The sequence below is a fragment of the Pseudomonas sp. rhizo25 genome (assembly GCF_031931935.1).
Taxonomy (GTDB): Bacteria; Pseudomonadota; Gammaproteobacteria; order Pseudomonadales; family Pseudomonadaceae; genus Aquipseudomonas; species Aquipseudomonas synxantha.
In genome coordinates this window covers 342,115-363,433 of the sequence record NZ_JAUJXA010000004.1, presented here as the reverse complement: position 1 = coordinate 363,433, position 21,319 = coordinate 342,115, and the positions used below count along the sequence as shown (strand labels likewise).

Below are 21,319 nucleotides of genomic sequence, written 5' to 3'. Positions count from 1 at the left end.
CTAACCCGTGGTTTCCTGTGTCTCATGCCTGCTATTACCTCCGATCTGCCCGCCCTCGCCCAATCGATCAAAGACTGGGGCCGCGAGCTGGGTTTCCAACAAGTCGGCATCAGCGGCCTCGACCTGGCTGAGCATGAACAGCACCTGCAACGCTGGCTCGACGCGGGCTACCACGGCGAGATGGACTACATGGGCGCCCACGGCAGCAAACGTTCACACCCCGACGAACTGGTGCCCGGCACCTTGCGGGTGGTGTCGCTGCGCATGGACTACCTGCCCGGCGATACCCAGATGGCACAACAGCTGGCCAAGCCGGAAAAAGCCTACATCTCGCGCTACGCCCTGGGCCGCGACTACCACAAGCTGATCCGCAAGCGCGTGCAGCAATTGGCCGATCGCATCCAGGCACAGATCGGCCCCTTCGGCTTTCGCGCCTTTGTCGACAGCGCCCCCGTATTGGAAAAAGCCATCGCCGAACAAGCCGGACTGGGCTGGATCGGTAAAAACACCCTGGTACTCAATCGCAAGGCCGGCAGTTATTTCTTCTTGAGCGAACTGTTTGTGGATCTGCCGCTGCCGGTGGACCCACCCCACGCCACCGAACACTGCGGCCGCTGCACCGCCTGCCTGGACATCTGCCCCACCAATGCCTTCGTCGGCCCTTATGTATTGGACGCCCGGCGCTGCATTTCCTACCTGACCATCGAACTCAAGAGCGCCATCCCCGAGGACCTGCGCCCGTTAATCGGCAACCGCGTATTTGGCTGCGATGACTGTCAGATCGTTTGCCCGTGGAATCGTTTCGCACGACCCACCGCCGAAAGCGATTTCAAGCCACGGCACAATCTGGATAACGCGGAGCTTGCCGAACTGTTTATGTGGGACGAGGATAAATTCCTCAGCAGCACCGAAGGCTCACCCTTGCGCCGTGCCGGGTACGAGCGCTGGTTGCGCAACCTGGCGGTAGGCCTGGGTAATGCGCCGTCGAGCATACCGGTGCTGGAAGCCTTGAAGGCGCGGCGGGATTACCCTTCGGAGTTGGTGCGCGAGCATGTGGAATGGGCGCTGAACCAGCACGCGGCCCGCTAGTGTACGTCGTCGTTGTAGACGAACTTGGGCATTTCCCAGTGAAAACGGATCGCCAGCAGGCGCAATAGAAAGCCGCTGAATAACGTCAGCAGAATTGCTTGTTCGCTCGGCAGTTCCAGATACAGGCACAGTAGATAGAACCACGCGGCCAGGAATGACACGCTGGCGTACAGCTCCCGGCGAAAAATCAGCGGAATGTCGTTACAGAAGATATCCCGCAGAATGCCGCCAAACACCCCGGTGATCACCCCGCTGACCGATGCCACTAGCATGCCGTGGCCCATTTCCAGGGCGGTCATGCAGCCGATCAGGGTAAATGCCACCAAGCCCAAGGCGTCCAGCGCCAGGAACAGCGAGCGAAGGCGGCGCATCAGCGGTGCGATAAAGATCGTCACCAACGCCGCGACGGAGGTGAGCACCAGATATTCCGGGTGTTTTACCCACGTCAGCGGGTAGTGACCAAGCAATACATCACGCACCGAACCACCGCCCAAAGCCGTCACGCAGGCGATCAGCACCACGCCAAACCAGTCCATGCCGCGCCGGCCGGCGGACAGCGCGCCGGTCATGGCTTCAGCGGTGATGGCAATGAGGTAGAGCATCAGCAGCATGATGGCGATCCTTGCAGAGAGGCCGGCAGTCTAATCATTTGCTGATGGCACCAAAAGAGGGCAAACGCTCTCCAACACTTGGATTTGCAAACCCATTAAAGCCCCCTCCCACATGTTCAGCAGTCGCCCCTTTTTCAAGCCTTGATGAAATGCTTGCGGTAATGCTGCAACTCGGCAATCGACTCGCGAATATCATCCAGCGCCAGGTGCGTGCTGCCTTTATGGAAGCTGTCCTTGACCTCCGGCGCCCAACGCGCAGCAAGCTCTTTTAACGTCGACACGTCGAGGTTGCGATAGTGGAAGTAGCTCTCCAGCGCCTTCATATGCGTATAAAGGAAGCGTCGGTCCTGGCAGATGCTGTTGCCGCAGATCGGCGACTTGCCCTTGGGTACCCACTTTTCCAGGAAGGCGATGGTTTCAGCCTCGGCTTCGGCCATGCTGATGCGGCTGTTGCGCACGCGTTGGGTCAGGCCGGAGTTACCGTGGGTGCGGGTGTTCCACTCGTCCATGGTGGCGAGCACGGCGTCACTATGGTGGATGGCGATCACCGGACCTTCGGCCAAGGTGTTGAGGTTGCTGTCGGTGACAATGGTCGCCATCTCGATAATGACGTCGGTGTCAGGGTTCAGACCGGTCATTTCCAGATCGATCCAAATCAGGTTCTGTGGGTTTTGCATGGCTTGATTCTCTTGGCACCTTGGCGTAGCCAGGCAGTTTAGCAGGCGGGGGCGTGCTAGACTCGCGACCGTTTTACCTAACCTTTGCATTATCGACACGGAACACCAATGGCCAAACGCCAGCTCAATCGTCGCCAAAACTGGCGCATCGAAAAGATTCAAGGTGAACGCGCCGCACGCGCCGCCAAACGTGAATCCTCCGCCGTGGAAGCACTCGAGGGCGGCGACCTCGGCCCAGAACAAACCGGCCTGGTGATCGCGCACTTCGGTGTGCAGGTCGAGGTCGAGGCGCTGGAAGGCGAGCTCGCAGGCTCAGTATCCCGTTGCCACCTGCGCGCCAACCTGCCTGCGCTGGTCACCGGCGACAAAGTCGTGTGGCGTGCCGGCAACCAGGGCATCGGCGTGATCGTCGCCCAATTGCCACGCAGCACCGAACTGCGCCGCCCCGACAGCCGTGGCCAGCTCAAGCCGGTAGCCGCCAACGTCGACATGATCGTGATCGTGTTCGCGCCGCTGCCCGAGCCCCATGCCAACCTGATCGACCGCTACCTGGTCGCGGCCGAACACGCCGGCATCCGCCCGCTGTTGCTGTTGAACAAATTCGACCTGATCGACGAGCAGAACGCCCCGGCGCTCAATGCGTTGCTGGCGGTCTATCGCACCCTGGGCTACCCGGTGCTGGAAGTGTCGGCCCATCACGGCAACGGCATGGAACAGCTGCAACAGCAGCTGGACGGACGGATCAGCGTGTTTGTCGGCCAGTCTGGCGTGGGCAAGTCATCGCTGGTCAACAGCCTGTTGCCGGAAGTCGATACCCGCGTGGGGCCACTGTCGGAACTGTCCGGCCAGGGCACTCACACCACCACCACCGCGCGGTTGTTCCACTTCCCCGGCGGCGGCGAATTGATCGACTCCCCGGGTATTCGTGAATTCGGCTTGGGCCACGTCAGCCGCAGCGATGTGGAAGCGGGCTTTATCGAGTTCAACGACCTGATCGGCACCTGCCGCTTCCGCGACTGCAAACACGACCGCGAACCGGGCTGTGCATTGCTCAAGGCCCTGGAAGATGGCCGCGTGCAACAGCAGCGGATGAACAGCTATCGGTCGATTATTGCGAGCTTGCCTGAGAGCAGCTACTAAACCGCCAGCCTCTGTAGGAGCGAGCTTGCTCGCGAAGACCCCAAGAGCAACACGGGCATCCTGAATACACACGTTATCGTTGACGTTTTTCGCGAGCAAGCTCGCTCCTACAGTGAAACGGTAGATACAACAAGGCCGCGATCATCGCGGCCTTGTTGTATCTGGAGCTTAGGAGGCCGGCGCAGGCACCGTAGGATCCTTCATCCCGCCATCATCAAACAGGTTCAGCTTCTGCCGCAACTCATGAGCCGGCAGTGGTTCCTGCTCAGGCGGCAGTGCGTTGGGGTCGGCCGGCACTTCGCCAGGGGCACCATCGCCCTGAGTCGGTACCGGTGGCGGTGGTTGATCGCCTTCAATCGCACGCTGGGCTTTTTTGGTCAGCACCACGATATCGATACGGCGGTTGACCGGGTTGAACGGGTCTTTGGGATCAAATAACTGCGATGAGGCAAAGCCCACCACCCGTGCCACTTGCGGGTCTGGATAGCTGCCGGCCACCAGCGCACGGCGGGCGGCGTTGGCGCGGTTGGCCGAGAGTTCCCAGTTGCCGAAGTCGCCCTGGCCCGCGTAAGGCTTGGCATCGGTATGGCCGCTGATGCTGATCTTGTTCGGCACCGCCTTGATGGTGTCGGCCATGGCCAGCAGAATGTCTTCAAAGTACGGTTTCAAGCGCGCGCTGCCGGAGTCGAACATCGGCCGGTTGGCGGCGTCGGTAATCTGGATGCGCAGCCCCTCGGGGGTGATCTCGAAGGAAATCTGGTCCTTGAATTTCAGCAGCTGCGGATTTTCCTCAACTTTATTCTGCAATTCCTGCAGCAACAGCTCCAGGCGCTCCTGCTCGACCTGCTCGGCCATGGTTTCAACCGTATCGCGCTCGATAGGGATTTTTTCCTGGGGCGATTCGGTCTGCACTTCCGGGTTGATGGTGCGTTCAGGCGCCAACTGCGGAGAGCCGCCCAGGTCGATCACGAAGGGCGTGCCGCTTTCCGAAAAGCCAATCGGGTCTTTGAAGTAACCGGCGATGGCGATTTTCTGCTCCGGCGTGGCGGTAGACATCAGCCACAGCACCAGAAAGAACGCCATCATTGCCGTGGCGAAGTCTGCGAAGGCGATTTTCCAGGCACCACCATGGTGCCCCGCAGCGAAGCGCTTGACGCGCTTGATGATGATTGGCTGGTTGTTTTCCATGGCTTAGCGACCGCGAACCGCTTGTTCCAGCTCGGAGAAACTTGGGCGATGCTTCGGGTAGAGCACCTTGCGCCCGAACTCCACGGCCAACGACGGCGGCATGCCCGACGCGGACGCTACCAGGCATGCCTTGATCGCTTCATAGAGGTTGACCTCTTCCTTGGCATCGTGGGCCAGGGATGTGGCAAGCGGCCCAAAGAAACCATAGGCCGCAAGAATACCGAAGAAGGTCCCCACCAGCGCCGCGCCGACGTGCATGCCGATGGCCGCCTGGTCGCCCTCGCCAAGGGAGGCCATGGTCACCACGATACCCAGTACAGCCGCGACAATACCAAAGCCCGGCATGCCGTCGGCGATGCCGGTCACGGCGTGGGACGGATGCTCCAGCTCTTCCTTGAGGCTGAACAATTCCATGTCGAACAGGCCTTCCAGCTCGTGGGGCGCCATATTGCCGGAGGACATGATGCGCAGGTAATCACAGATATACGCGGTCATGCGCTCGTCTTTGAGCACCGCCGGGTACTTGGCGAAAATCGGGCTGGCGGCGGCGTCTTCGATATCGCCTTCGATCGCCATCATGCCTTCACGGCGGCTCTTGTTGAGGATCTCGTACACCAGCCCCAGCACTTCCAGATAGAAGGTGTGAGAGAAGCGCGAACTGAACATGCCCAGCGACTTCTTGATCACATGCATGGTCATGTAGCCGGGGTTGGCCTGCAAGAATGCGCCAAACGCCGCACCGCCGATAATCAGCACTTCGAAAGGTTGAATCAACGCGGCGATTTTACCGTGGGAGAGGACGTACCCTCCGAGCACACTTGCGATGACGACAATGATGCCGATAATTTTAGCCATAGGAGATGGGTACTTGCGCCGTCGGGTTCATGGACATATTGGGTGTTGCGGAAAACTCTTGTTCTACTTATCGGCAAAACTGCGCCAGACTATAGCCCGTTAAGGCGAAAAGCCAATTCGGCCCGTTCCGGGCGTGTTAAACGCAAGTGATGATCGCGCCCCAATCATGGCAAACGAAACGACCGTATCCAATGCAAAACCCACCACCCTCGCCGCTTGGATCAAGCGCCTGGACGATGTGTTGCTGCCCGTGCCCCAGGCCAGCCATGAACGCGTATGCAAGGCCATTCGCGATAGTCGCAGTTCATTGCGAGATATTGCCGAGCTGATGCAAGACAGTCCGGCCTTGGTGCTAAGCGTCATGCGCGAAGCCAACAGTCAAACCCATGGCAGCCTGGCCGAACCCGCGGAAAACCTCGAAGTCGCGCTTAACCGCCTCGGCCTCGAGCGCGCCGAAGAACTGCTGACGCGCCTGCCCTCAGTGCCAGCCCGGGAAATCCCCGTGGCATTGCGCCAACTGCTACTGGTGAGCCAGCACGCGTCCCAGCAAGCCAACGGTTTGTTCGGCAGCCGCTTGGCGCGGTTGTGGCAGGACATCCACTGGGGCAGCCTGCTGTTTCTGTCACCGCTGTGGCCGATGGCCGTCGCCTTCCCCAAGCTCCTGGAGGAATGGGAGCTGCGGGTGATCCATAAAGGCCAGTCGGCGCGCCAGGTCGAGCAAGAGTTGTTCGGCGTGCGCTTGCTGGACCTTTGCCTGGAGTTGACCCACGCCTGGCACCTGCCGATCTGGGTGTCACAGGGCTACAAGCTGTTGTTAGCGGAGCAGCGTTTGCTGGTCAAGGCGCTGCACATTGCCCGCGAAGACGATGCCCTGCGTCACCAGCAACTGCTCGATGCCGAGCCCAGCCTGCGCCGCTGGCTGAACCAGCCGGCCAACACCGTGCTGCTGGCCAACGGCCTGGCGATGTCGGCCCAGGAATCCTGGACCTGCCCGCACACCGAGCGTTGGCAATACCTGACCGCGCTGTACCTGCAGGTGCCATTGAGTGACGTGCAGCAGCAGGTGCATCAGCAGGCGGTGACCAGTGCCCGCACCACCTTGATGCCTGACCTCTGGCACCCGGCGCTGTCGCTGATCTGGCCGTGGCATGTGCAGAAGGTCCATCGCGGCCTGCTGCCCGCGCCGCCGCCCACCGCCGAGTCTCTGGCTGTGTGGCGCAAGCACTGCACCGAGCTGCTCGTCGAGCCAAATCGCTTCGCCAATGCCATGCACTTGACCACCTGCGCCAAGAACGCCTTGGTAGCCAGCGGTATGCAGCGGGTTTTGCTGTTCATGGCCGATCGCGCCTTGAGTACCTTACGCGTGCATCAGGCCGACGGGTTGCCCAAGGACGCCGCGCACCTGAGCCTGGATGTGGTCAACAGCACATTGCTGCAACGCCTGCTGGAAAAATCCGCACAGGTGCGGCTCAGCCCCGACAACCATGCGCAGTTCTCGGCCTTGCTACCGCCGGTCGTGCGTCGCTTGTTCACCGGCGAGCACTTGCTGTTGCGCTCTTTGAGTTGCAACGGCCGCGTGGTGATGCTGATCGTCGCGGACCAGGGCGGGGGCCCGTTCTCGGAAACCACCGTGCAGGCGTTCGGCAAAACCGCCCAATGCATCGAAAAGGCCTTGCACAGCTTTACCAACCGCAGCACCTGATGCTTGCGCTACAATCGCCGTCTTTAATCGCCAACATTTGTGCCCAGGAGACCTCACATGCCTGACTTCTCTGGCTTGCCGCTGGTGATCGAATCCAGCGATCTGCTTGGCCGCCTTGATGCCGAACACCTGATTGTCGTGGACCTCACCAGTGACGCCCGCTACGCCGCAGGGCATATCCCCGGCGCGCATTTCGTTGACCCCAAGCGCACCCAACTGGGCCAGCCCCCGGCACCCGGCCTGTTGCCCAGCCAAGCCGACCTGGAAAAACTGTTCGGCGAACTGGGCCACACCCCGGACGCGACCTACGTGGTCTATGACGACGAAGGCGGCGGCTGGGCCGGGCGCTTTATCTGGATGCTCGACGTGATCGGCCATCAGAAATACCACTACCTCGACGGCGGCCTGCTGGCATGGCTCGAGGAAAAGCTCCCCCTCTCCACCAAAGCCCCCGCCCCCGTCGCCGGCCCGGTCAGCCTCACGCTGCACGATGGCCCCACCGCCACCCGCGAATACCTGCAAAGCCGTCTCGGCGCCGCCGACCTGGGCATCTGGGACGCCCGCGGCCCGCTGGAATACTCCGGTGAAAAAGTGCTCGCGGCCAAGGGCGGTCACATCCCCGGCGCGGTGAATTTCGAATGGACCGCCGGCATGGACAAGGCGCGCAACCTGCGTATCCGCCGTGACATGCCGCAGATACTCGAAGACCTCGGGCTGACCCGCGATAAAGAAATCATCACCCACTGCCAGACTCACCACCGCTCTGGCTTCACCTACCTGGTGGCCAAGGCGCTCGGTTATCCGCGAGTCAAAGGTTATGCCGGTTCCTGGGGCGAATGGGGCAACCACCCCGACACCCCCGTTGAGATTTAAGGTTTAAGGACAGTTATGAAAAAGCAGTTGTTTATCCTCAGCCAGTACTTGCTGCCGCACCACTTGCTCTCACGCTTGGCCGGCTGCGTTGCCGAGTGCCGCGTGCGCTGGTTCAAGAACGCCTTCACCGCCTGGTTCGCCAAGCGCTATCAGGTGGACATGTCCCAGGCCCTGGTGGAAGACCTGACCGCCTATGAGCATTTCAACGCCTTCTTCACCCGCGCCTTGAAAGACGACGCCCGCCCGCTGGACCCGACCCCAGGCGCGGTACTCAGCCCGGCCGACGGCGCCGTCAGCCAGGTAGGCCCGATCGAGCATGGCCGCATCTTCCAGGCCAAGGGCCACAGCTTCAGCGTGCTGGAATTGCTCGGTGGCGATGCGGCGCTGGCTGCACCGTTCATGGGTGGCGACTTCGCCACTATTTATCTGTCGCCGAAGGACTACCACCGGGTGCACATGCCACTGGCCGGTACCTTGCGCGAGATGGTGTACGTGCCCGGGCGGATTTTCTCGGTCAACCAGACCACCGCCGAAAACGTGCCGGAGCTGTTTGCGCGCAACGAGCGGGCGGTCTGCCTGTTCGACACCGAACGCGGCCCGATGGCGGTGGTGTTGGTGGGTGCGATGATCGTGGCGTCGATTGAAACTGTGTGGGCCGGCCTGGTGACTCCGCCCAAGCGTGAGCTGAAAACCTTCCACTACGACGAAGCTGCCCGCGCGCCGATTCACCTGGAAAAGGGTGCGGAGATGGGTCGCTTCAAGCTGGGCTCGACCGCCATCGTGCTGTTCGGGCCGGACCAGGTGAAGTGGACCGAAGCGTTGTTGGCAGGTTCGCCAGTGCAGATGGGCCAGGCTATCGCACTGCCTAAAGCCTGATCTGAAAACTGCAAAGATCAAATGTGGGAGGGGGCTTGCTCCCGATGGCGGTATTCCAGTCAGAGATGTATAGACTGTTCCACCACCATCGGGAGCAAGCCCCCTCCCACATTTTTGACCGCATTTCGTCGTTAGAGCTGACCGTCGCGGTCGCGCAAGCCCAGCAGGTACAGCACGCCATCCAGCCCCAAGGTCGAGATCGCCTGCTTGGCCGATTGCTTGACCAACGGCTTTGCACGGAACGCCACACCCAGCCCGGCAATCGCCAGCATCGGCAGGTCGTTGGCGCCATCGCCGACCGCAATGGTCTGCTCCAGCCGCAAGCCTTCCTTGTGGGCCAGTTCCTTGAGCAGATCCGCCTTGCGCTGCGCATCGACAATCGGCTCGACGGCCACGCCGGTCACCTTGCCATCCACTACTTCCAGCTCGTTGGCAAATACATAGTCAATGCCCAACTTCGCCTGCAACTGCTTGGCGAAGTAGGTGAAGCCGCCCGACAGGATGGCGGTCTTGTAGCCCAGGCGCTTGAGTTCGGCGAACAGAACCTCGGCGCCCTCGGTCAGGCGCAGTGACGCGCCGATGGAGTCCAGCACACTCACGTCCAGGCCCTTGAGCAACGCAAGACGCTCCTTGAAGCTGGCCCGGAAATCCAGTTCACCCGCCATCGCCCGCTCGGTAATCGCGGACACTTGCTCGCCCACACCGGCCGCCTTGGCCAACTCGTCGATGACCTCGGCTTCGATCAGGGTGGAATCCATGTCGAACACCGCCAGGCGACGGTTGCGACGGAACAGCGAATCCTCCTGGAAGGCGATATCGACATTCAGCTCCTGGGCGACGCTGAGGAATTCGGCACGTAGCGCTTGCGCATCCGCCGGTTCGCCGCGCACGGAGAACTCGATGCAGCCCTTGCCCTTGTCGGCAGGAGTGTCCAATGGCATACGACCCGACAGACGGTCGATATGGTCGATATTCAAACCGTATTGCGCAGTAATGGAGCTGACGCGTTGCAACTGCTCGGCCGTGACCTTGCGCGTCAACAGGGTGACGATATGGCGTTTTTTGCCCTGGCCTTGCACCCAGTGCTGGTAGTCCGCTTCGGACACCGGGGTGAAACGCACCTGTTGATCCAGCTTATAGGCCGTAAACAGGATGTCCTTGAGTACCGAAGAGGCCTGCTCGGTGCTGGGAATTTCCACCAGGATGCCGAACGACAGGGTGTCGTGGATCACCGCCTGGCCGATGTCGAGAATGTTCACACCACCCTGGGCCAGGACGCCGGTAATGGCCGCGGTGAGACCCGGTCGGTCAAGACCTGTGATGTTGATCAGGACAATTTCGCGCAAAGCGCACCCCCAGGCTGGAAAAAAACCGCATTCTACCCACTTTCAGTGACCATCGGGCACAGCCAACGCTTTGCCGGCCATGGGCCTGTCGCTATACTGCGCGTCAACTTCACGGACCAAGAGCCGAGCGCAAGTGAACCGGCCCACGCCAGTAAAAACCGATAACTTCTTCCTGCTGATCTTCCGGGCACTGCGCCACCGCCGTGTACCGATCGCATTACGCATCGCCAGCCATAACGTGATCCTGGTCGCTTTGGCCCTGGTGATCTATGCCTGCGTGATGGGTTTGCAGTTCAAGCAGGCCATGCATGAGCAAGCCGATGCCCTGGGCGAGAGCCTGACGACCCAGACCGCCACGTCGGCGACTGAGTTGCTGGTGTCCAACGACATCCTCAGCCTCAACGTGCTGCTCAATAACCTGACCAAGAACCCGCTGGTGGCCCATGCCGCTATCTACAGCGTGGACAACCGGATTATGGCCGAGGCCGGGCAGCGCCCGAAGAACGGCCTGTTGGGCGAAGCCGAGGGCCTGTACCAGAGCAATATCACCTTTCAGGATGTGAAGGCCGGCCAACTGCGTATCAGCCTTGATATGCAGCAGTTCCAGCAACCGATGACCATCAGCCTGCAGAGCATGGGCATCTTGAGCGCAATCCTGCTGGCTCTGGCCTTGGCCTTGAGCTTGCGCCTCGGGCGGCATATCTCCACGCCGCTGATGCAACTGCGCATCTGGCTGCGGGATATCGACGAACACACCCCGGCCACTGATCGCCAGGACGAAATCGGCGACCTCGCACGCCAGCTTCACGCCAGCTTTGCACCGGAACCTAAAGTGCCGGAAGTCGAACCTGAGCCAGAGCACGACGACACCGACGACTACAACGACGAGCCTGAGTTTGAAGTACGCGACCTGCGCGACCCGGGCTTCGACGAAAGCGCGCCGGTAGCCGGCCTGAAGCCAGCGCCGCGCCATGTGATAAAGGCCGAAGAAGACGAGCTGGACGACGAAGATCCGTTCGCCGACCTGCGCGATACCTCGGCCGTAGCCCCAGCTGCTGCGCCGAAGCCGGTTGCGGTGGAAAGGAACACCGAGCCGCAGCACAGCGCCGTACTCGCCGTTCAACTGGGTGCGCAGGAGCAATTGCGGCGCCTGCCGCGTGCGCGCCTGACCGAGCTGCTCGAACGCTACCGCGACTGCCTCGACCAGGCCGCCTCGCTCTACCAGAGCGAACTGCACACCCTGAACGATGGCAGCACACTGATGCTGTTCCATAGTGAAGACAGCGGCGAAGACTACCTGACCAATGCAATCTGCTGTGGCGAGCTGTTGCGCGCCCTGGGCCACGCCCTGCAGATCGAAGTGGCCGACAGCGGCATCACCCTGCAACTGCAGCTGGGCTTGACGGTAGGCGATGACCTGTTTGGCATGAGCCAGATCGACCTGCTGCTGACCGAAATCGCCCAGGACGCCCTGGCGTTGTCCCAACACAGCCGTAACCTGCTGCTGGTGGAGCGCAAGATTAGTGAAGACACGCTGATCCGCCAACGCGCCCGTATTCGCCCGATTGCCAGCCCTGAAGGGGCAAGCTGCGTGGAGCGGTTGATGGAGCCGTATCCGTCGATGCTCGAGCGCCAGTTGGCGCGCATGCATGAGACCCGCAAACCCTGAGGCTAAGGCTTTTTGTAGGAGCGAGCTTGCTCGCGAAAAACTCACAGACGCCGCGCTTATTCAGAAAACACGCGTTATCGTTGACGCTTTTCGCGAGCAAGCTCGCTCCTACAGAACAGCCCAACAAAAAGGCCCGCTTATTCAGCGGGCCTTTTTGTTTGTCTGCGACGCAGGTCAGAACCTGAATACTTCCAGATCGGTACGAATCGGGGTAGCCATCGGCATCTTCGGCTTTTCCGGGGCGGCAGGCTTAGGCTGGGAAGCCTGTTTGCGAGGTGTCTCGGCAGCGACCGGCGGCTGATTGGCCAGTGGCTTGAGCGCCACCGACAACTGCTGTGCCAAGTGCTGCAACAGCACACCCTGGGCCTGGACCTGAGAGGCGGTGGTGCCGGCATGCTCTTCCTGCAGATGTACGATGCGGTTATCCCGCACCTGCCCACGACGGTCTATCAGGCGCCACTGTGCATCCAGGATTGCAGGTTGCGACTTGCCGGAGTCAAGCCGCGTGATCGTCAACAGCACCTGCACATCCGGAGTAAACCCGGATGGCCCTGGTGCCAGCACTACGCGCTGGCTGTCCAGTTGGCCGGCCACCTGGCGCAACATCAGTTGATTGATATCGGACGACAGGCTGCCCGCCCAACGACCATCGGTGGAACCTTGCAGGCTGCCGTCGTTCTGACGTTGTAGCAGGGTTTCACGTTGCAGGTAATCGGCAACGACTACCGGGCCAAGCAATACCGCCATGCCCGCTGTCTGGGCTGGTTGAGCCGGACTTCCGCTGTCCAGCTGGTACAGCGACACTGGCTGGTGCGTGCTGCAACCCGCCAGCCCCAAAAGGCCAGCGAGCATCAAAAATAGAGGAAGGCGTGGAGCAGTCATCATCCCATCCAGGTGGCTGCCACAAGGCGAACCACAATGTAATACTAAAAATAACCTGACACGCTCGGCCACGCCGGCGCTGGAAAGGCCATATCATCCGTGAATATGCGCCATGACTCCAGCGCGAAAGCGTCGATCTACGCGTTAAATCGTAGATCGAGGCCTCTAGTACAGCTTAAACCGGCGTTTCCACCAGCAAGGCGTCCACTCGCTGGAAGCCGCGAGGCAGTTTATTACCACGCCGCCCGCGTTCGCCCTTGTAGTGTTCCAGGTCGTCAGGGCGCAATGACAACGTGCGCTTGCCAGCCTGGAGCACCAGGGTAGAGCCTTCCGGGACCACCGCGATGTCGGTCACGTACTCTTCGCGACTGGCCACCCGGTCGCCGGGAATCCCGATAATCTTGTTGCCCTTGCCTTTGCCCAGCTGCGGCAAATCGCTGATCTTGAACACCAGCAAACGCCCCTCGGTGGTCACCGAGGCCAGCCAATTGCTCTCACGATCATCCACCGGCCTTGGCAGGATCACCTTGGCGTTGTTCGGCAGGCTCAACAGTGCCTTGCCCGCCTTGTTCTTGGCCTGCAGGTCTTCGCCCTTGACCACGAAACCGTAACCGGCGTCGGAGGCGATGACGTACAGCGCATCATCGTCCGGCAGCAGCACGCACTCGAAATTTGCCCCCGGTGGTGGCGTGAGGCGCCCGGTCAACGGCTCGCCCTGCCCTCGTGCAGATGGCAGGGTGTGGGCCGGCACCGAATAACTGCGCCCGGTCGAGTCGATAAACACCGCGAACTGGTTGGAACGCCCGGCCGCAGCGGTCTTGAAGCCATCACCAGCTTTGTACGAAAGGCCGGTGGCGTCAATATCATGCCCTTTGGCGGAACGAACCCAACCCTTTTCCGACAGAACGACGGTAATTTTCTCGTTAGGCAACAGCTCGGTTTCTGTCAGCGCCTTCGCTTCAGCACGCTCAACGATAGGCGAACGACGGTCATCGCCGTAGGTTTCGGCGTCTTTGATCAGCTCACTGCGCACCAACTTCTTGAGCTTGGCTTCGCTGCCCAGCAGCGCCTGCAGCTTGGCTTGCTCCTTGAGCAGCGCGTCTTGCTCGTCGCGCAGCTTCATTTCTTCCAGGCGTGCCAACTGGCGCAAGCGGGTGTCGAGGATGTAGTCAGCCTGGATTTCGCTCAGCTCGAAACGCGCGATCAGCTCGGCCTTCGGGTGCTCGGCGGTACGGATGATATGAATCACTTCATCCAGGTTGAGGTAGGCAATCAGCAAACCGTCCAACAGGTGCAGACGGCGCTCAACCTTGTCGAGGCGAAATTGCAGGCGGCGGCGCACAGTCTGTACGCGGAACTCCAGCCACTCCACCAGCAGATTGCGCAGGTTCTTCAACTGCGGCTTGCCGTCCAGGCCGATGATATTGACGTTGACCCGGTAGCTGGACTCCAGGTCAGTGCTGGCAAACAAATGCTGCATCAACACTTCATGATCCACCCGGCTATTGGTCGGGATGATCACGATGCGGCACGGGTTCTCATGGTCAGACTCGTCACGCAGGTCGGTCACTTGGGGCAGTTTCGATGGCTTGGCCTGCATCAATGCGGCGATCTGCTCCAGCACCTTGGCACCGGACACCTGGTGCGGCAGCGCGGTGACAATGATGTCGCCGTCTTCGATGTGGTACACGGCGCGCATGCGCACCGAGCCCTTGCCGGTTTCGTACATCTTCAACAGGTCGGCACGGGGCGTGATGATTTCCGCTTCGGTCGGGTAATCCGGGCCCTGGATATGCTCGCAAAGCTGCTCGACCGTAGCCTTGGGCTCATCCAGCAAGCGCACGCAGGCAGTGGCGACTTCGCGCAGGTTGTGCGGCGGTACGTCGGTGGCCATGCCGACCGCGATACCCGTGGTGCCATTGAGCAGGATATTCGGCAAACGTGCCGGCAATACCAAAGGTTCGTCGAGGGTTCCGTCAAAGTTCGGGCCCCAGTTCGCAGTGCCCTGGCCCAATTCGCTGAGCAGTACTTCGGAGTAACGCGACAACCGCGCCTCGGTATAACGCATGGCAGCGAAGGACTTGGGATCATCCGGCGCCCCCCAGTTGCCCTGGCCGTCCACCAGGGTGTAGCGGTAGCTGAACGGCTGGGCCATCAGCACCATGGCCTCATAGCACGCCGAATCGCCGTGGGGGTGGAACTTACCGAGCACGTCACCGACGGTACGCGCCGACTTCTTGTGCTTGGAATCGGCGTCCAGGCCCAACTCACTCATGGCATAGATGATGCGCCGTTGCACGGGCTTCAGGCCGTCGCCGATATGCGGCAAGGCACGGTCCATGATCACGTACATGGAGTAGTTGAGGTAGGCATTTTCGGTGAAGTCAGCCAGCGACCGGCGTTCTACGCCATCTAAGCTGTCTGCGAGGATGTCACTCATGCGGGCCTCATCATTGTTGGGTAACGCGCAGCGGAACTGCCGCTGCGTCGGGTCATTTGAAAAAACTGCGGGCTCATGGCTGGGCGCTCCAGCCACCGTCGGGGGCGGCGAAACGATAGACCATGGGGCGTTTTTCACCATCGGCGCGGGGGCCAAAATTATTGTCGATACCGATCCACGCGCCGTCGGCATCCACCACCAGGGCTTCGGCCAGTCCATAAGCCTGTGCATAACGTCGCGGCGGCGTGAGCATCTGGTCGGCAAACGACCAGCACAGCTCGATCTTGGCCGTGAGCGTATCGCGCCGGCAAATCTGGAACGCATTGCGCTCCAGAGTAAACAGCTTGCCGTTGAACAGCGCCAGGTCGGCAAAGTCCTTGGATACCGCCTTGGCGTTGGTGAACTGCGCCGGCTGCACCTCCTGGCCGGCCTCACTCAACAACACACAGGCGCCGTCGCAATCCCATACGCTCTGGCCACGCTTGATCGAGATCAAGCCACGGCGTTCACGCTCGGCGGCCAGCCAGATCTGATTGCCTTCGGGGTTTACCGCCAGGCCTTCGAACAAGGCATTGAAGTGCAGCAACATGCCACTGGCCCGGGCTTCGCGCACCATGCCGGGGGCAATTTTCAACCATTCGGGCGCGCCAGTCGCCGGGACCTGCAACACCGCCGCATGGGCTTCGCTGACAATGTAGCGATTACCCACGGCATCACAGCTAATGCCTTCAAAATCCAGGTCACCGCCGCGAATGAACGAAGCAGCCTTGGTGCGCGAACGCAACCCCCAAGGCAGACCGGACTCGGGCACGGGCGGCACATCGATCTGCACCGCTTCGGCGTTCCAGGTAGGCGCGCCGGTATCCAGCCGGTAGATCTGATCGTCATCCCGATCAGAAACCGTCCACAGTTCCTTGCCACACAACGCCAGGCCCGAAAGGTTACCGCCGCGCATGCCGTCCACAGGGTGCTCGGACACCAGCTTGAGCTCCGCCACGGGCGCGGCAACCACCTGGGTGGCCGCCAGCCCGCTCAACATCAGGATTGCCAGGGCGAAGCCTGTGCGCATCAGCCCAGAACCTCGGCCAGGTTGCCTTTGGATTCCAGCCAGGCCTTGCGATCCGGCGCACGCTTCTTCGCCAGCAGCATGTCCATCATTTCCGACGTGCCGGCGAAGTCTTCCAGGGTCAACTGCACCAGGCGCCGGGTGTTCGGGTCCATGGTGGTTTCGCGCAGTTGGGGCGGGTTCATCTCACCCAGGCCCTTGAATCGCGTGACCTGAGGCTTACCGCGTTTCTTCTCGGCCACCAGGCGATCAAGGATGCCATCGCGCTCAGCTTCGTCCAGAGCGTAGAAAATCTCCTTGCCCAGGTCGATGCGATACAGCGGCGGCATGGCGACGTAGACGTGACCGGCATCCACCAACGGGCGGAAATGCTGCACGAACAACGCGCACAGCAAGGTGGCGATGTGCAGGCCGTCGGAGTCGGCGTCGGCGAGGATACAGATCTTGCCGTAGCGCAGCTGGCTCATGTCCGCCGCACCCGGGTCGACCCCGATGGCCACGGCGATGTTATGCACTTCCTGACTGGCCAGCACTTCGCTGCCGTCGACTTCCCAGGTGTTGAGGATCTTGCCGCGCAGCGGCAGGATCGCCTGGAACTCCTTGTCCCGCGCTTGCTTGGCGGAACCGCCGGCGGAATCACCTTCGACCAGGAACAGCTCGGAGCGCATCGGGTCCTGCCCGGCGCAATCGGCCAGCTTGCCCGGCAATGCCGGGCCTTGGGTGATGCGCTTGCGCTCAACCTTTTTGCTGGCCTTCAAGCGCCGACCGGCGTTGTTGATCGCCAATTCGGCCAGGGCCAGGCCCAGCTCCGGGTGCTCGTTGAGCCACAGGCTGAAAGCGTCCTTGACCACACCGGAGACAAACGCTGCCGCTTCACGGGACGACAGGCGCTCCTTGGTCTGGCCGGAAAATTGCGGCTCCTGCATCTTCATCGACAGCACGAACGCGATGCGCTCCCATACGTCTTCCGGCGCCAGCTTCACACCACGCGGCAACAGGCTGCGGTATTCGCAGAATTCGCGCATGGCGTCCAGCAAGCCCTGGCGCAAACCGTTGACATGGGTGCCGCCCTGGGCGGTGGGGATCAGGTTGACGTAGCTTTCCTGTACGCTGTCGCCACCTTCGGGCAACCACAGCAACGCCCAGTCGACGGCTTCCTTATTACCGGCCAGGCTGCCGCAGAACGGCTCGTTGGGCAGGCGTTCGAAGTCGCTGACAGAGTCTTCGAGATACGAGCGCAGGCCGTCTTCGTAGTGCCACTCGACCTTCTCGCCGGTGCCCTTGTCTTCAAAGCTGACCAATAGACCCGGGCACAACACAGCCTTGGCCTTGAGCACATGCTTGAGGCGGCTGATGGAGAATTTCGGCGAATCGAAGTATTTCGGGTCCGGGGCGAAGTACACGCTGGTGCCGGTGTTGCGCTTGCCAACGGTGCCAACCACTTCCAGCTCGGTGGCTTTATAGCCATCGGCGAAGGTCATCTGGTACTCGTTGCCGTCGCGCTTGACCTTGACCCGCACTTGCGTCGACAGGGCGTTGACCACCGAAATACCCACACCGTGCAAACCACCGGAGAACTGGTAGTTCTTGTTGGAGAACTTGCCGCCGGCGTGCAGTTTGGTGAGGATCAGCTCGACGCCCGACACGCCCTCTTCCGGGTGAATGTCCACCGGCATGCCGCGACCATCGTCGGACACTTCAAGGGAGTGGTCGGCATGAAGGATGACTTGCACCGACTTCGCGTGCCCGGCCAAGGCTTCGTCGACGCTGTTGTCGATGACTTCCTGGGCAAGGTGGTTCGGCCGACTGGTGTCGGTGTACATACCGGGACGTTTGCGCACCGGGTCGAGGCCCGAGAGGACTTCGATGGCGTCGGCGTTATAAGAGCTAGCGCTGGGAGTGGCCATGGGGTCTCGTCGTGAGTCGTTCGATTAAAAAGTGACCTGCGATTTTCTACAGTGACGAAAAATCGAAGGATTGATACTGATCTGCGCCAATGCCGGCAAAGCTCAACAGTGCCGGCAATTGCTCGGCGAACCCCTGGTAACCATGGTCGCCACCGGCCTGGATGCGCAATGCACAGGCCCGGTAATACTGCTGGGCGAGGCGATAGTCCAGGGTTTCATCCCCGGTCTGCAACCACACCTGATAACGCGCGGCATCCTGGGGTGCCGGGACTTCAAGTTCGGCCAGCGCCGCGACATGATCGTGGGTCAACTCCCAGGTCTCATCGGTGTAGAGGTTCTTCTGGGTGCCCAGGTAGCCGTCGAACATCCGATGGGGGCTGACCGCCGGGTTGACCAGCAGCGCCTTGAGGCCATGGCGTTCGGCAAGATGGGTTGCATAGTAGCCGCCGAGTGAGCTGCCGACCAGCAGCGGCCGTCCCAGTTGGTCAATGGCCTGCTCCAATTGCGGAATAGCCTGACGCGGGTGGTGATGCAGAGCCGGCACACGCAGTTGCTCGGCCAGACCGAGGGCGCCCATCACGGTAATCAGCTGACTGGCCTTGTTGGAGGCCGGAGCACTGTTGAAACCGTGGATATACAGGATCGAAGCGGACATGCCGGGCTCTCCGTGCTTGGGCCAAAGAGGCGCAGTTTACAGGGATCGGAGTGAGGTGTGAGCACCCGATCTTCCAGACACCGCAGAACCCATGTGGGAGGGGGGCTTGCTCCCGATGGCGGTGCGTCAGCCCCAATAGCTGTGACTGACCCACCGCCATCGGGAGCAAGCCCCCTCCCACATTTGATCAGTGTTTGCAGGTCTTAATAGCCGTTGCTGCCGTAGTCGACGGTAAACGCGAAGTCCCGAAGCCGCTCCACCCCAGTCTCCAACCGTCCGTCGGCATGCAAGCGCAGCCAGCGATACCCCGGCGCTTGCTCGCTGACCTGGAAGTCCTCGCTGCCCGGCGCGAACTGGATACAGGTGGACGGCGACGCCAGCAACCGCAGCCCGTTGCGCTCGCGGTCGATCTCCTGGTGCACATGCCCCCAGAGCAGCGCCCGCGCTTGCGGGAAGCGGTCAAGCACAGCAAACAGCGCCTCGGGATTGCGCAGGCCGATAGGCTCCATCCACGCACAACCGATGGGCACCGGATGATGGTGCAAGCACACCAGGTGGTGGCGGCTCGGCGCTTCGCTCAGGGCCTGAGCGAGCAGCTGCAGTTGCTGGTCCTGCAAGTAGCCCGGCACCGAACCAGGTACGGCAGAGTCCAGCAGGGTAATGCGCCAGTTGCCGATATCCACCACCGGCTCGAGTAAATCACTGTGTACGGCCGCCTGGGCCATGACCTGCGGTTCGTCGTGGTTGCCCGGGATCCAGCGCGCCGGGGCGCCAATCGGCCGGGTCATGTCACGAAACTGCTGGTATGACTCGAGCGTGCCATCCTGGGACAAGTCACCGGTGGCCAGCACCAGATCGATCCGCGGCTGTTGCTCGCACACCAGTTCGATCACCCGCTGCAAGCTGGCACGGGTATTCATGCCCAGCAGGGCAGTGTCCGCCTCGGCGAACAAATGGCTGTCGGACAGCTGCACCAACAACGCGCTGGCATCGGGGTTCACGTTGGATACGCTCGACAAGGCGCTCTCCCAAGGCAATCACTGGAATGGATAGGTGGCGCGATTATGCTAGGGCAGGACACAAAGAGGAAAGCAGGGTAAGCAGACGCAGTTCACATCTACCGCACGACTTCAAACTCATGGCCCAAGGCCAGGCAGTGGCTCAGCCATTCCCCGAGGAACACATTGAGCTGTGCTTTTTCGTCGGGTTGGTGCATGAACACATTCGGGTAAGGATAGATGCTGCGAAAGCGTCGCGCATGCTCGGCGCTGATCACTTCGGCCATACGCGCATCGTGGTACACCTGCACTTCCAATTGCGGCACCGGCAGCCAAGGCAGGCTGTGCTCCTGGCGCACGCGCAGCGTCGTGGTGTACGGGCAGGTGAGGATGACTTCCAGGGCCAGCACGCCGAGCATCTGGTCGCCATGGGTCACCGCGATACGCCGCGCCTCGGGGGTGTGGCGCATGTCGGGGAGCAGGCGCATCAGCCGCGCATAGTTGGCCTCGCAGGCGGCTTGCAGCCCGATCAGGTCAACTCGGTAACGTTCCCGTGCCTTTACTGCCATAACCCCCTCACTTCCGCGCGATTAAGCGCAAGCCACTGCAGGGCAATGATGCTGGCTGCATTGGAAATCTTGCCGTCGCGCACCGCTTGCAAGGCGTCTTCGAATGCCCAGGCGGTAACGCGGATATCTTCTGCTTCTTCTTCCAGTCCATGGACGCCGCCAGCGCCCGAGCTGTCGCAACGGCCCAGGTACAGGTGGACAAATTCGGTACTGCCGCCGGGCGACGGGAAATACTTGGTGATCGGCCACAGTGCGGAGAATGTCAGCCCAGCTTCCTCCTCGGCCTCGCGGTGTGCAACTTCCTCCGGTTGTTCATCCTTGTCAATCAGGCCGGCGACCATCTCCACCAGCCACGGGTTGCCGGCGCGCCCCATGGCGCCGATGCGGAACTGTTCGATCAACACCACCTCATCACGTTGTGGGTCGTAGGGCAGCACGCACACAGCATCATGACGCACGAAGACTTCGCGGTTGATCACCCGGCTCATGCCGCCATCGAACTTCTCGTGGCGCAATTGCACACGATCAAGCTTGTAGAAACCCTGGTAGGCATTGTCGCGCTGAACGATCTCGATCCTGTTCGGCGTGGACTTGGCAATGTCCGTCATATTTTTCCTCAATGTCTGCGTGCAATTCGCGCCATCCTAACGCGCCAATGCCCGTTGATGCAGCCCCTTTCCGGTTGCCGGGACAGGCGGCGGACGTCAAACTCACCCTTATCAGTCTAGTGGCGAACTGACGGCCTCGTCGGCAGTCCAAGCGCTACTCTTTTTCGC

Annotated in this window: 19 protein-coding genes; 6 read left to right on the top strand and 13 right to left on the bottom strand. The window is 61.3% G+C overall.

Annotated elements, in window-relative coordinates:
* Positions 1-24: 24 nt before the first annotated feature.
* Entirely contained in the window at positions 25-1,089 is a 1,065-nt protein-coding gene (gene queG / locus QZR30_RS11485) for a tRNA epoxyqueuosine(34) reductase QueG (protein WP_046070638.1), read from the top strand.
* Here the strand turns inward: queG and QZR30_RS11480 are convergent.
* Both QZR30_RS11480 and orn read right to left on the bottom strand, forming a co-directional pair.
* The gene (locus QZR30_RS11480) at positions 1,086-1,703 is read right to left on the bottom strand and encodes a trimeric intracellular cation channel family protein (protein ID WP_172833454.1); all 618 of its coding nucleotides are present in this window, start codon (positions 1,701-1,703) and stop codon (positions 1,086-1,088) included. The two genes, queG and QZR30_RS11480, sit on opposite strands and share 4 nt — an antisense overlap.
* A 131-nt stretch (positions 1,704-1,834) precedes the next feature.
* The gene (orn, locus tag QZR30_RS11475) at positions 1,835-2,377 is read right to left on the bottom strand and encodes an oligoribonuclease (RefSeq protein WP_068966050.1); all 543 of its coding nucleotides are present in this window, start codon (positions 2,375-2,377) and stop codon (positions 1,835-1,837) included.
* 108 nt (positions 2,378-2,485) lie between these two features.
* On the opposite strand from orn, the gene rsgA reads away from it, so the two are divergent.
* On the top strand, positions 2,486-3,517 hold the full coding sequence (gene rsgA / locus QZR30_RS11470; protein WP_005784215.1) for a small ribosomal subunit biogenesis GTPase RsgA: 1,032 nt from the start codon (positions 2,486-2,488) through the stop codon (positions 3,515-3,517).
* A 168-nt stretch (positions 3,518-3,685) separates the two neighbouring features.
* On the opposite strand, the gene motB is transcribed toward rsgA, so the two are convergent.
* Both motB and motA read right to left on the bottom strand, forming a co-directional pair.
* Positions 3,686-4,705, bottom strand: a complete 1,020-nt coding sequence (gene motB / locus QZR30_RS11465) for a flagellar motor protein MotB (protein ID WP_046070637.1) — start codon at positions 4,703-4,705, stop codon at positions 3,686-3,688.
* Positions 4,706-4,708: 3 nt separating this feature from the next.
* Positions 4,709-5,560: a flagellar motor stator protein MotA gene (motA, locus tag QZR30_RS11460; protein WP_043047893.1), complete on the bottom strand. Its 852-nt coding sequence runs from the start codon at positions 5,558-5,560 to the stop codon at positions 4,709-4,711.
* A gap of 166 nt (positions 5,561-5,726) precedes the next feature.
* On the opposite strand from motA, the gene QZR30_RS11455 reads away from it, so the two are divergent.
* The 3 genes from QZR30_RS11455 to asd are packed head-to-tail and all read left to right on the top strand — an operon-like array spanning position 5,727 to position 9,011.
* Positions 5,727-7,262 (top strand): HDOD domain-containing protein, encoded by a 1,536-nt coding sequence (locus QZR30_RS11455; RefSeq protein ID WP_311903320.1) that lies wholly within the window; start codon positions 5,727-5,729, stop codon positions 7,260-7,262.
* Positions 7,263-7,319: 57 nt separating this feature from the next.
* A complete protein-coding gene (locus QZR30_RS11450; RefSeq protein WP_046070635.1) occupies positions 7,320-8,135 on the top strand; it encodes a rhodanese-like domain-containing protein in 816 nt (271 codons plus the stop codon).
* Between the two features lie 15 nt (positions 8,136-8,150).
* Positions 8,151-9,011, top strand: coding sequence for an archaetidylserine decarboxylase (asd, locus tag QZR30_RS11445; RefSeq protein ID WP_056847109.1), 861 nt, complete (start codon positions 8,151-8,153; stop codon positions 9,009-9,011).
* 131 nt (positions 9,012-9,142) lie between these two features.
* Here asd and serB read toward each other — a convergent pair whose 3' ends face one another.
* Complete coding sequence (gene serB / locus QZR30_RS11440; RefSeq protein ID WP_056847110.1) at positions 9,143-10,357, bottom strand: phosphoserine phosphatase SerB; 1,215 nt, start codon at positions 10,355-10,357, stop codon at positions 9,143-9,145.
* Positions 10,358-10,490: 133 nt separating this feature from the next.
* On the opposite strand from serB, the gene QZR30_RS11435 reads away from it, so the two are divergent.
* Entirely contained in the window at positions 10,491-12,026 is a 1,536-nt protein-coding gene (locus QZR30_RS11435; protein WP_046070632.1) for an AhpA/YtjB family protein, read from the top strand.
* A gap of 174 nt (positions 12,027-12,200) precedes the next feature.
* On the opposite strand, the gene QZR30_RS11430 is transcribed toward QZR30_RS11435, so the two are convergent.
* The 8 genes from QZR30_RS11430 to QZR30_RS11395 all read right to left on the bottom strand — a co-directional run bounded on the left by QZR30_RS11430 (position 12,201) and on the right by QZR30_RS11395 (position 21,151).
* The gene (locus QZR30_RS11430) at positions 12,201-12,911 is read right to left on the bottom strand and encodes a PqiC family protein (RefSeq protein WP_043047900.1); all 711 of its coding nucleotides are present in this window, start codon (positions 12,909-12,911) and stop codon (positions 12,201-12,203) included.
* Between the two features lie 172 nt (positions 12,912-13,083).
* Complete coding sequence (gene parC / locus QZR30_RS11425) at positions 13,084-15,348, bottom strand: DNA topoisomerase IV subunit A (RefSeq protein WP_046070631.1); 2,265 nt, start codon at positions 15,346-15,348, stop codon at positions 13,084-13,086.
* 73 nt (positions 15,349-15,421) lie between these two features.
* Positions 15,422-16,417, bottom strand: a complete 996-nt coding sequence (locus tag QZR30_RS11420; protein ID WP_059398350.1) for an esterase-like activity of phytase family protein — start codon at positions 16,415-16,417, stop codon at positions 15,422-15,424.
* Positions 16,417-18,321, bottom strand: a complete 1,905-nt coding sequence (gene parE / locus QZR30_RS11415; RefSeq protein ID WP_046070629.1) for a DNA topoisomerase IV subunit B — start codon at positions 18,319-18,321, stop codon at positions 16,417-16,419. The genes QZR30_RS11420 and parE overlap by 1 nt, the downstream gene beginning before the upstream one ends.
* A 46-nt stretch (positions 18,322-18,367) precedes the next feature.
* Positions 18,368-18,976: a YqiA/YcfP family alpha/beta fold hydrolase gene (locus QZR30_RS11410; RefSeq protein WP_043047904.1), complete on the bottom strand. Its 609-nt coding sequence runs from the start codon at positions 18,974-18,976 to the stop codon at positions 18,368-18,370.
* A 203-nt stretch (positions 18,977-19,179) separates the two neighbouring features.
* On the bottom strand, positions 19,180-19,995 hold the full coding sequence (gene cpdA, locus QZR30_RS11405) for a 3',5'-cyclic-AMP phosphodiesterase (RefSeq protein ID WP_311903319.1): 816 nt from the start codon (positions 19,993-19,995) through the stop codon (positions 19,180-19,182).
* A 98-nt stretch (positions 19,996-20,093) separates the two neighbouring features.
* Positions 20,094-20,543 (bottom strand): DUF1249 domain-containing protein, encoded by a 450-nt coding sequence (locus QZR30_RS11400; RefSeq protein ID WP_043047907.1) that lies wholly within the window; start codon positions 20,541-20,543, stop codon positions 20,094-20,096.
* A complete protein-coding gene (locus QZR30_RS11395; RefSeq protein ID WP_046070627.1) occupies positions 20,534-21,151 on the bottom strand; it encodes an NUDIX domain-containing protein in 618 nt (205 codons plus the stop codon). The genes QZR30_RS11400 and QZR30_RS11395 overlap by 10 nt, the downstream gene beginning before the upstream one ends.
* Positions 21,152-21,319 lie beyond the last annotated feature (168 nt).

What these genes read in the sequence shown, in the direction of transcription:
- QZR30_RS11410 (WP_043047904.1), bottom strand. Translation starts at nt 18,976, where the DNA reads ATGTCCGCTTCGATCCTGTATATCCACGGTTTCAACAGTGCTCCGGCC.
- rsgA (WP_005784215.1), top strand. Translation starts at nt 2,486, where the DNA reads ATGGCCAAACGCCAGCTCAATCGTCGCCAAAACTGGCGCATCGAAAAG.
- QZR30_RS11395 (WP_046070627.1), bottom strand. Translation starts at nt 21,151, where the DNA reads ATGACGGACATTGCCAAGTCCACGCCGAACAGGATCGAGATCGTTCAG.
- motB (WP_046070637.1), bottom strand. Translation starts at nt 4,705, where the DNA reads ATGGAAAACAACCAGCCAATCATCATCAAGCGCGTCAAGCGCTTCGCT.
- QZR30_RS11400 (WP_043047907.1), bottom strand. Translation starts at nt 20,543, where the DNA reads ATGGCAGTAAAGGCACGGGAACGTTACCGAGTTGACCTGATCGGGCTG.
- QZR30_RS11455 (WP_311903320.1), top strand. Translation starts at nt 5,727, where the DNA reads ATGGCAAACGAAACGACCGTATCCAATGCAAAACCCACCACCCTCGCC.
- motA (WP_043047893.1), bottom strand. Translation starts at nt 5,560, where the DNA reads ATGGCTAAAATTATCGGCATCATTGTCGTCATCGCAAGTGTGCTCGGA.
- parC (WP_046070631.1), bottom strand. Translation starts at nt 15,348, where the DNA reads ATGAGTGACATCCTCGCAGACAGCTTAGATGGCGTAGAACGCCGGTCG.
- QZR30_RS11420 (WP_059398350.1), bottom strand. Translation starts at nt 16,417, where the DNA reads ATGCGCACAGGCTTCGCCCTGGCAATCCTGATGTTGAGCGGGCTGGCG.
- asd (WP_056847109.1), top strand. Translation starts at nt 8,151, where the DNA reads ATGAAAAAGCAGTTGTTTATCCTCAGCCAGTACTTGCTGCCGCACCAC.
- orn (WP_068966050.1), bottom strand. Translation starts at nt 2,377, where the DNA reads ATGCAAAACCCACAGAACCTGATTTGGATCGATCTGGAAATGACCGGT.
- QZR30_RS11430 (WP_043047900.1), bottom strand. Translation starts at nt 12,911, where the DNA reads ATGATGACTGCTCCACGCCTTCCTCTATTTTTGATGCTCGCTGGCCTT.
- QZR30_RS11450 (WP_046070635.1), top strand. Translation starts at nt 7,320, where the DNA reads ATGCCTGACTTCTCTGGCTTGCCGCTGGTGATCGAATCCAGCGATCTG.
- parE (WP_046070629.1), bottom strand. Translation starts at nt 18,321, where the DNA reads ATGGCCACTCCCAGCGCTAGCTCTTATAACGCCGACGCCATCGAAGTC.
- queG (WP_046070638.1), top strand. Translation starts at nt 25, where the DNA reads ATGCCTGCTATTACCTCCGATCTGCCCGCCCTCGCCCAATCGATCAAA.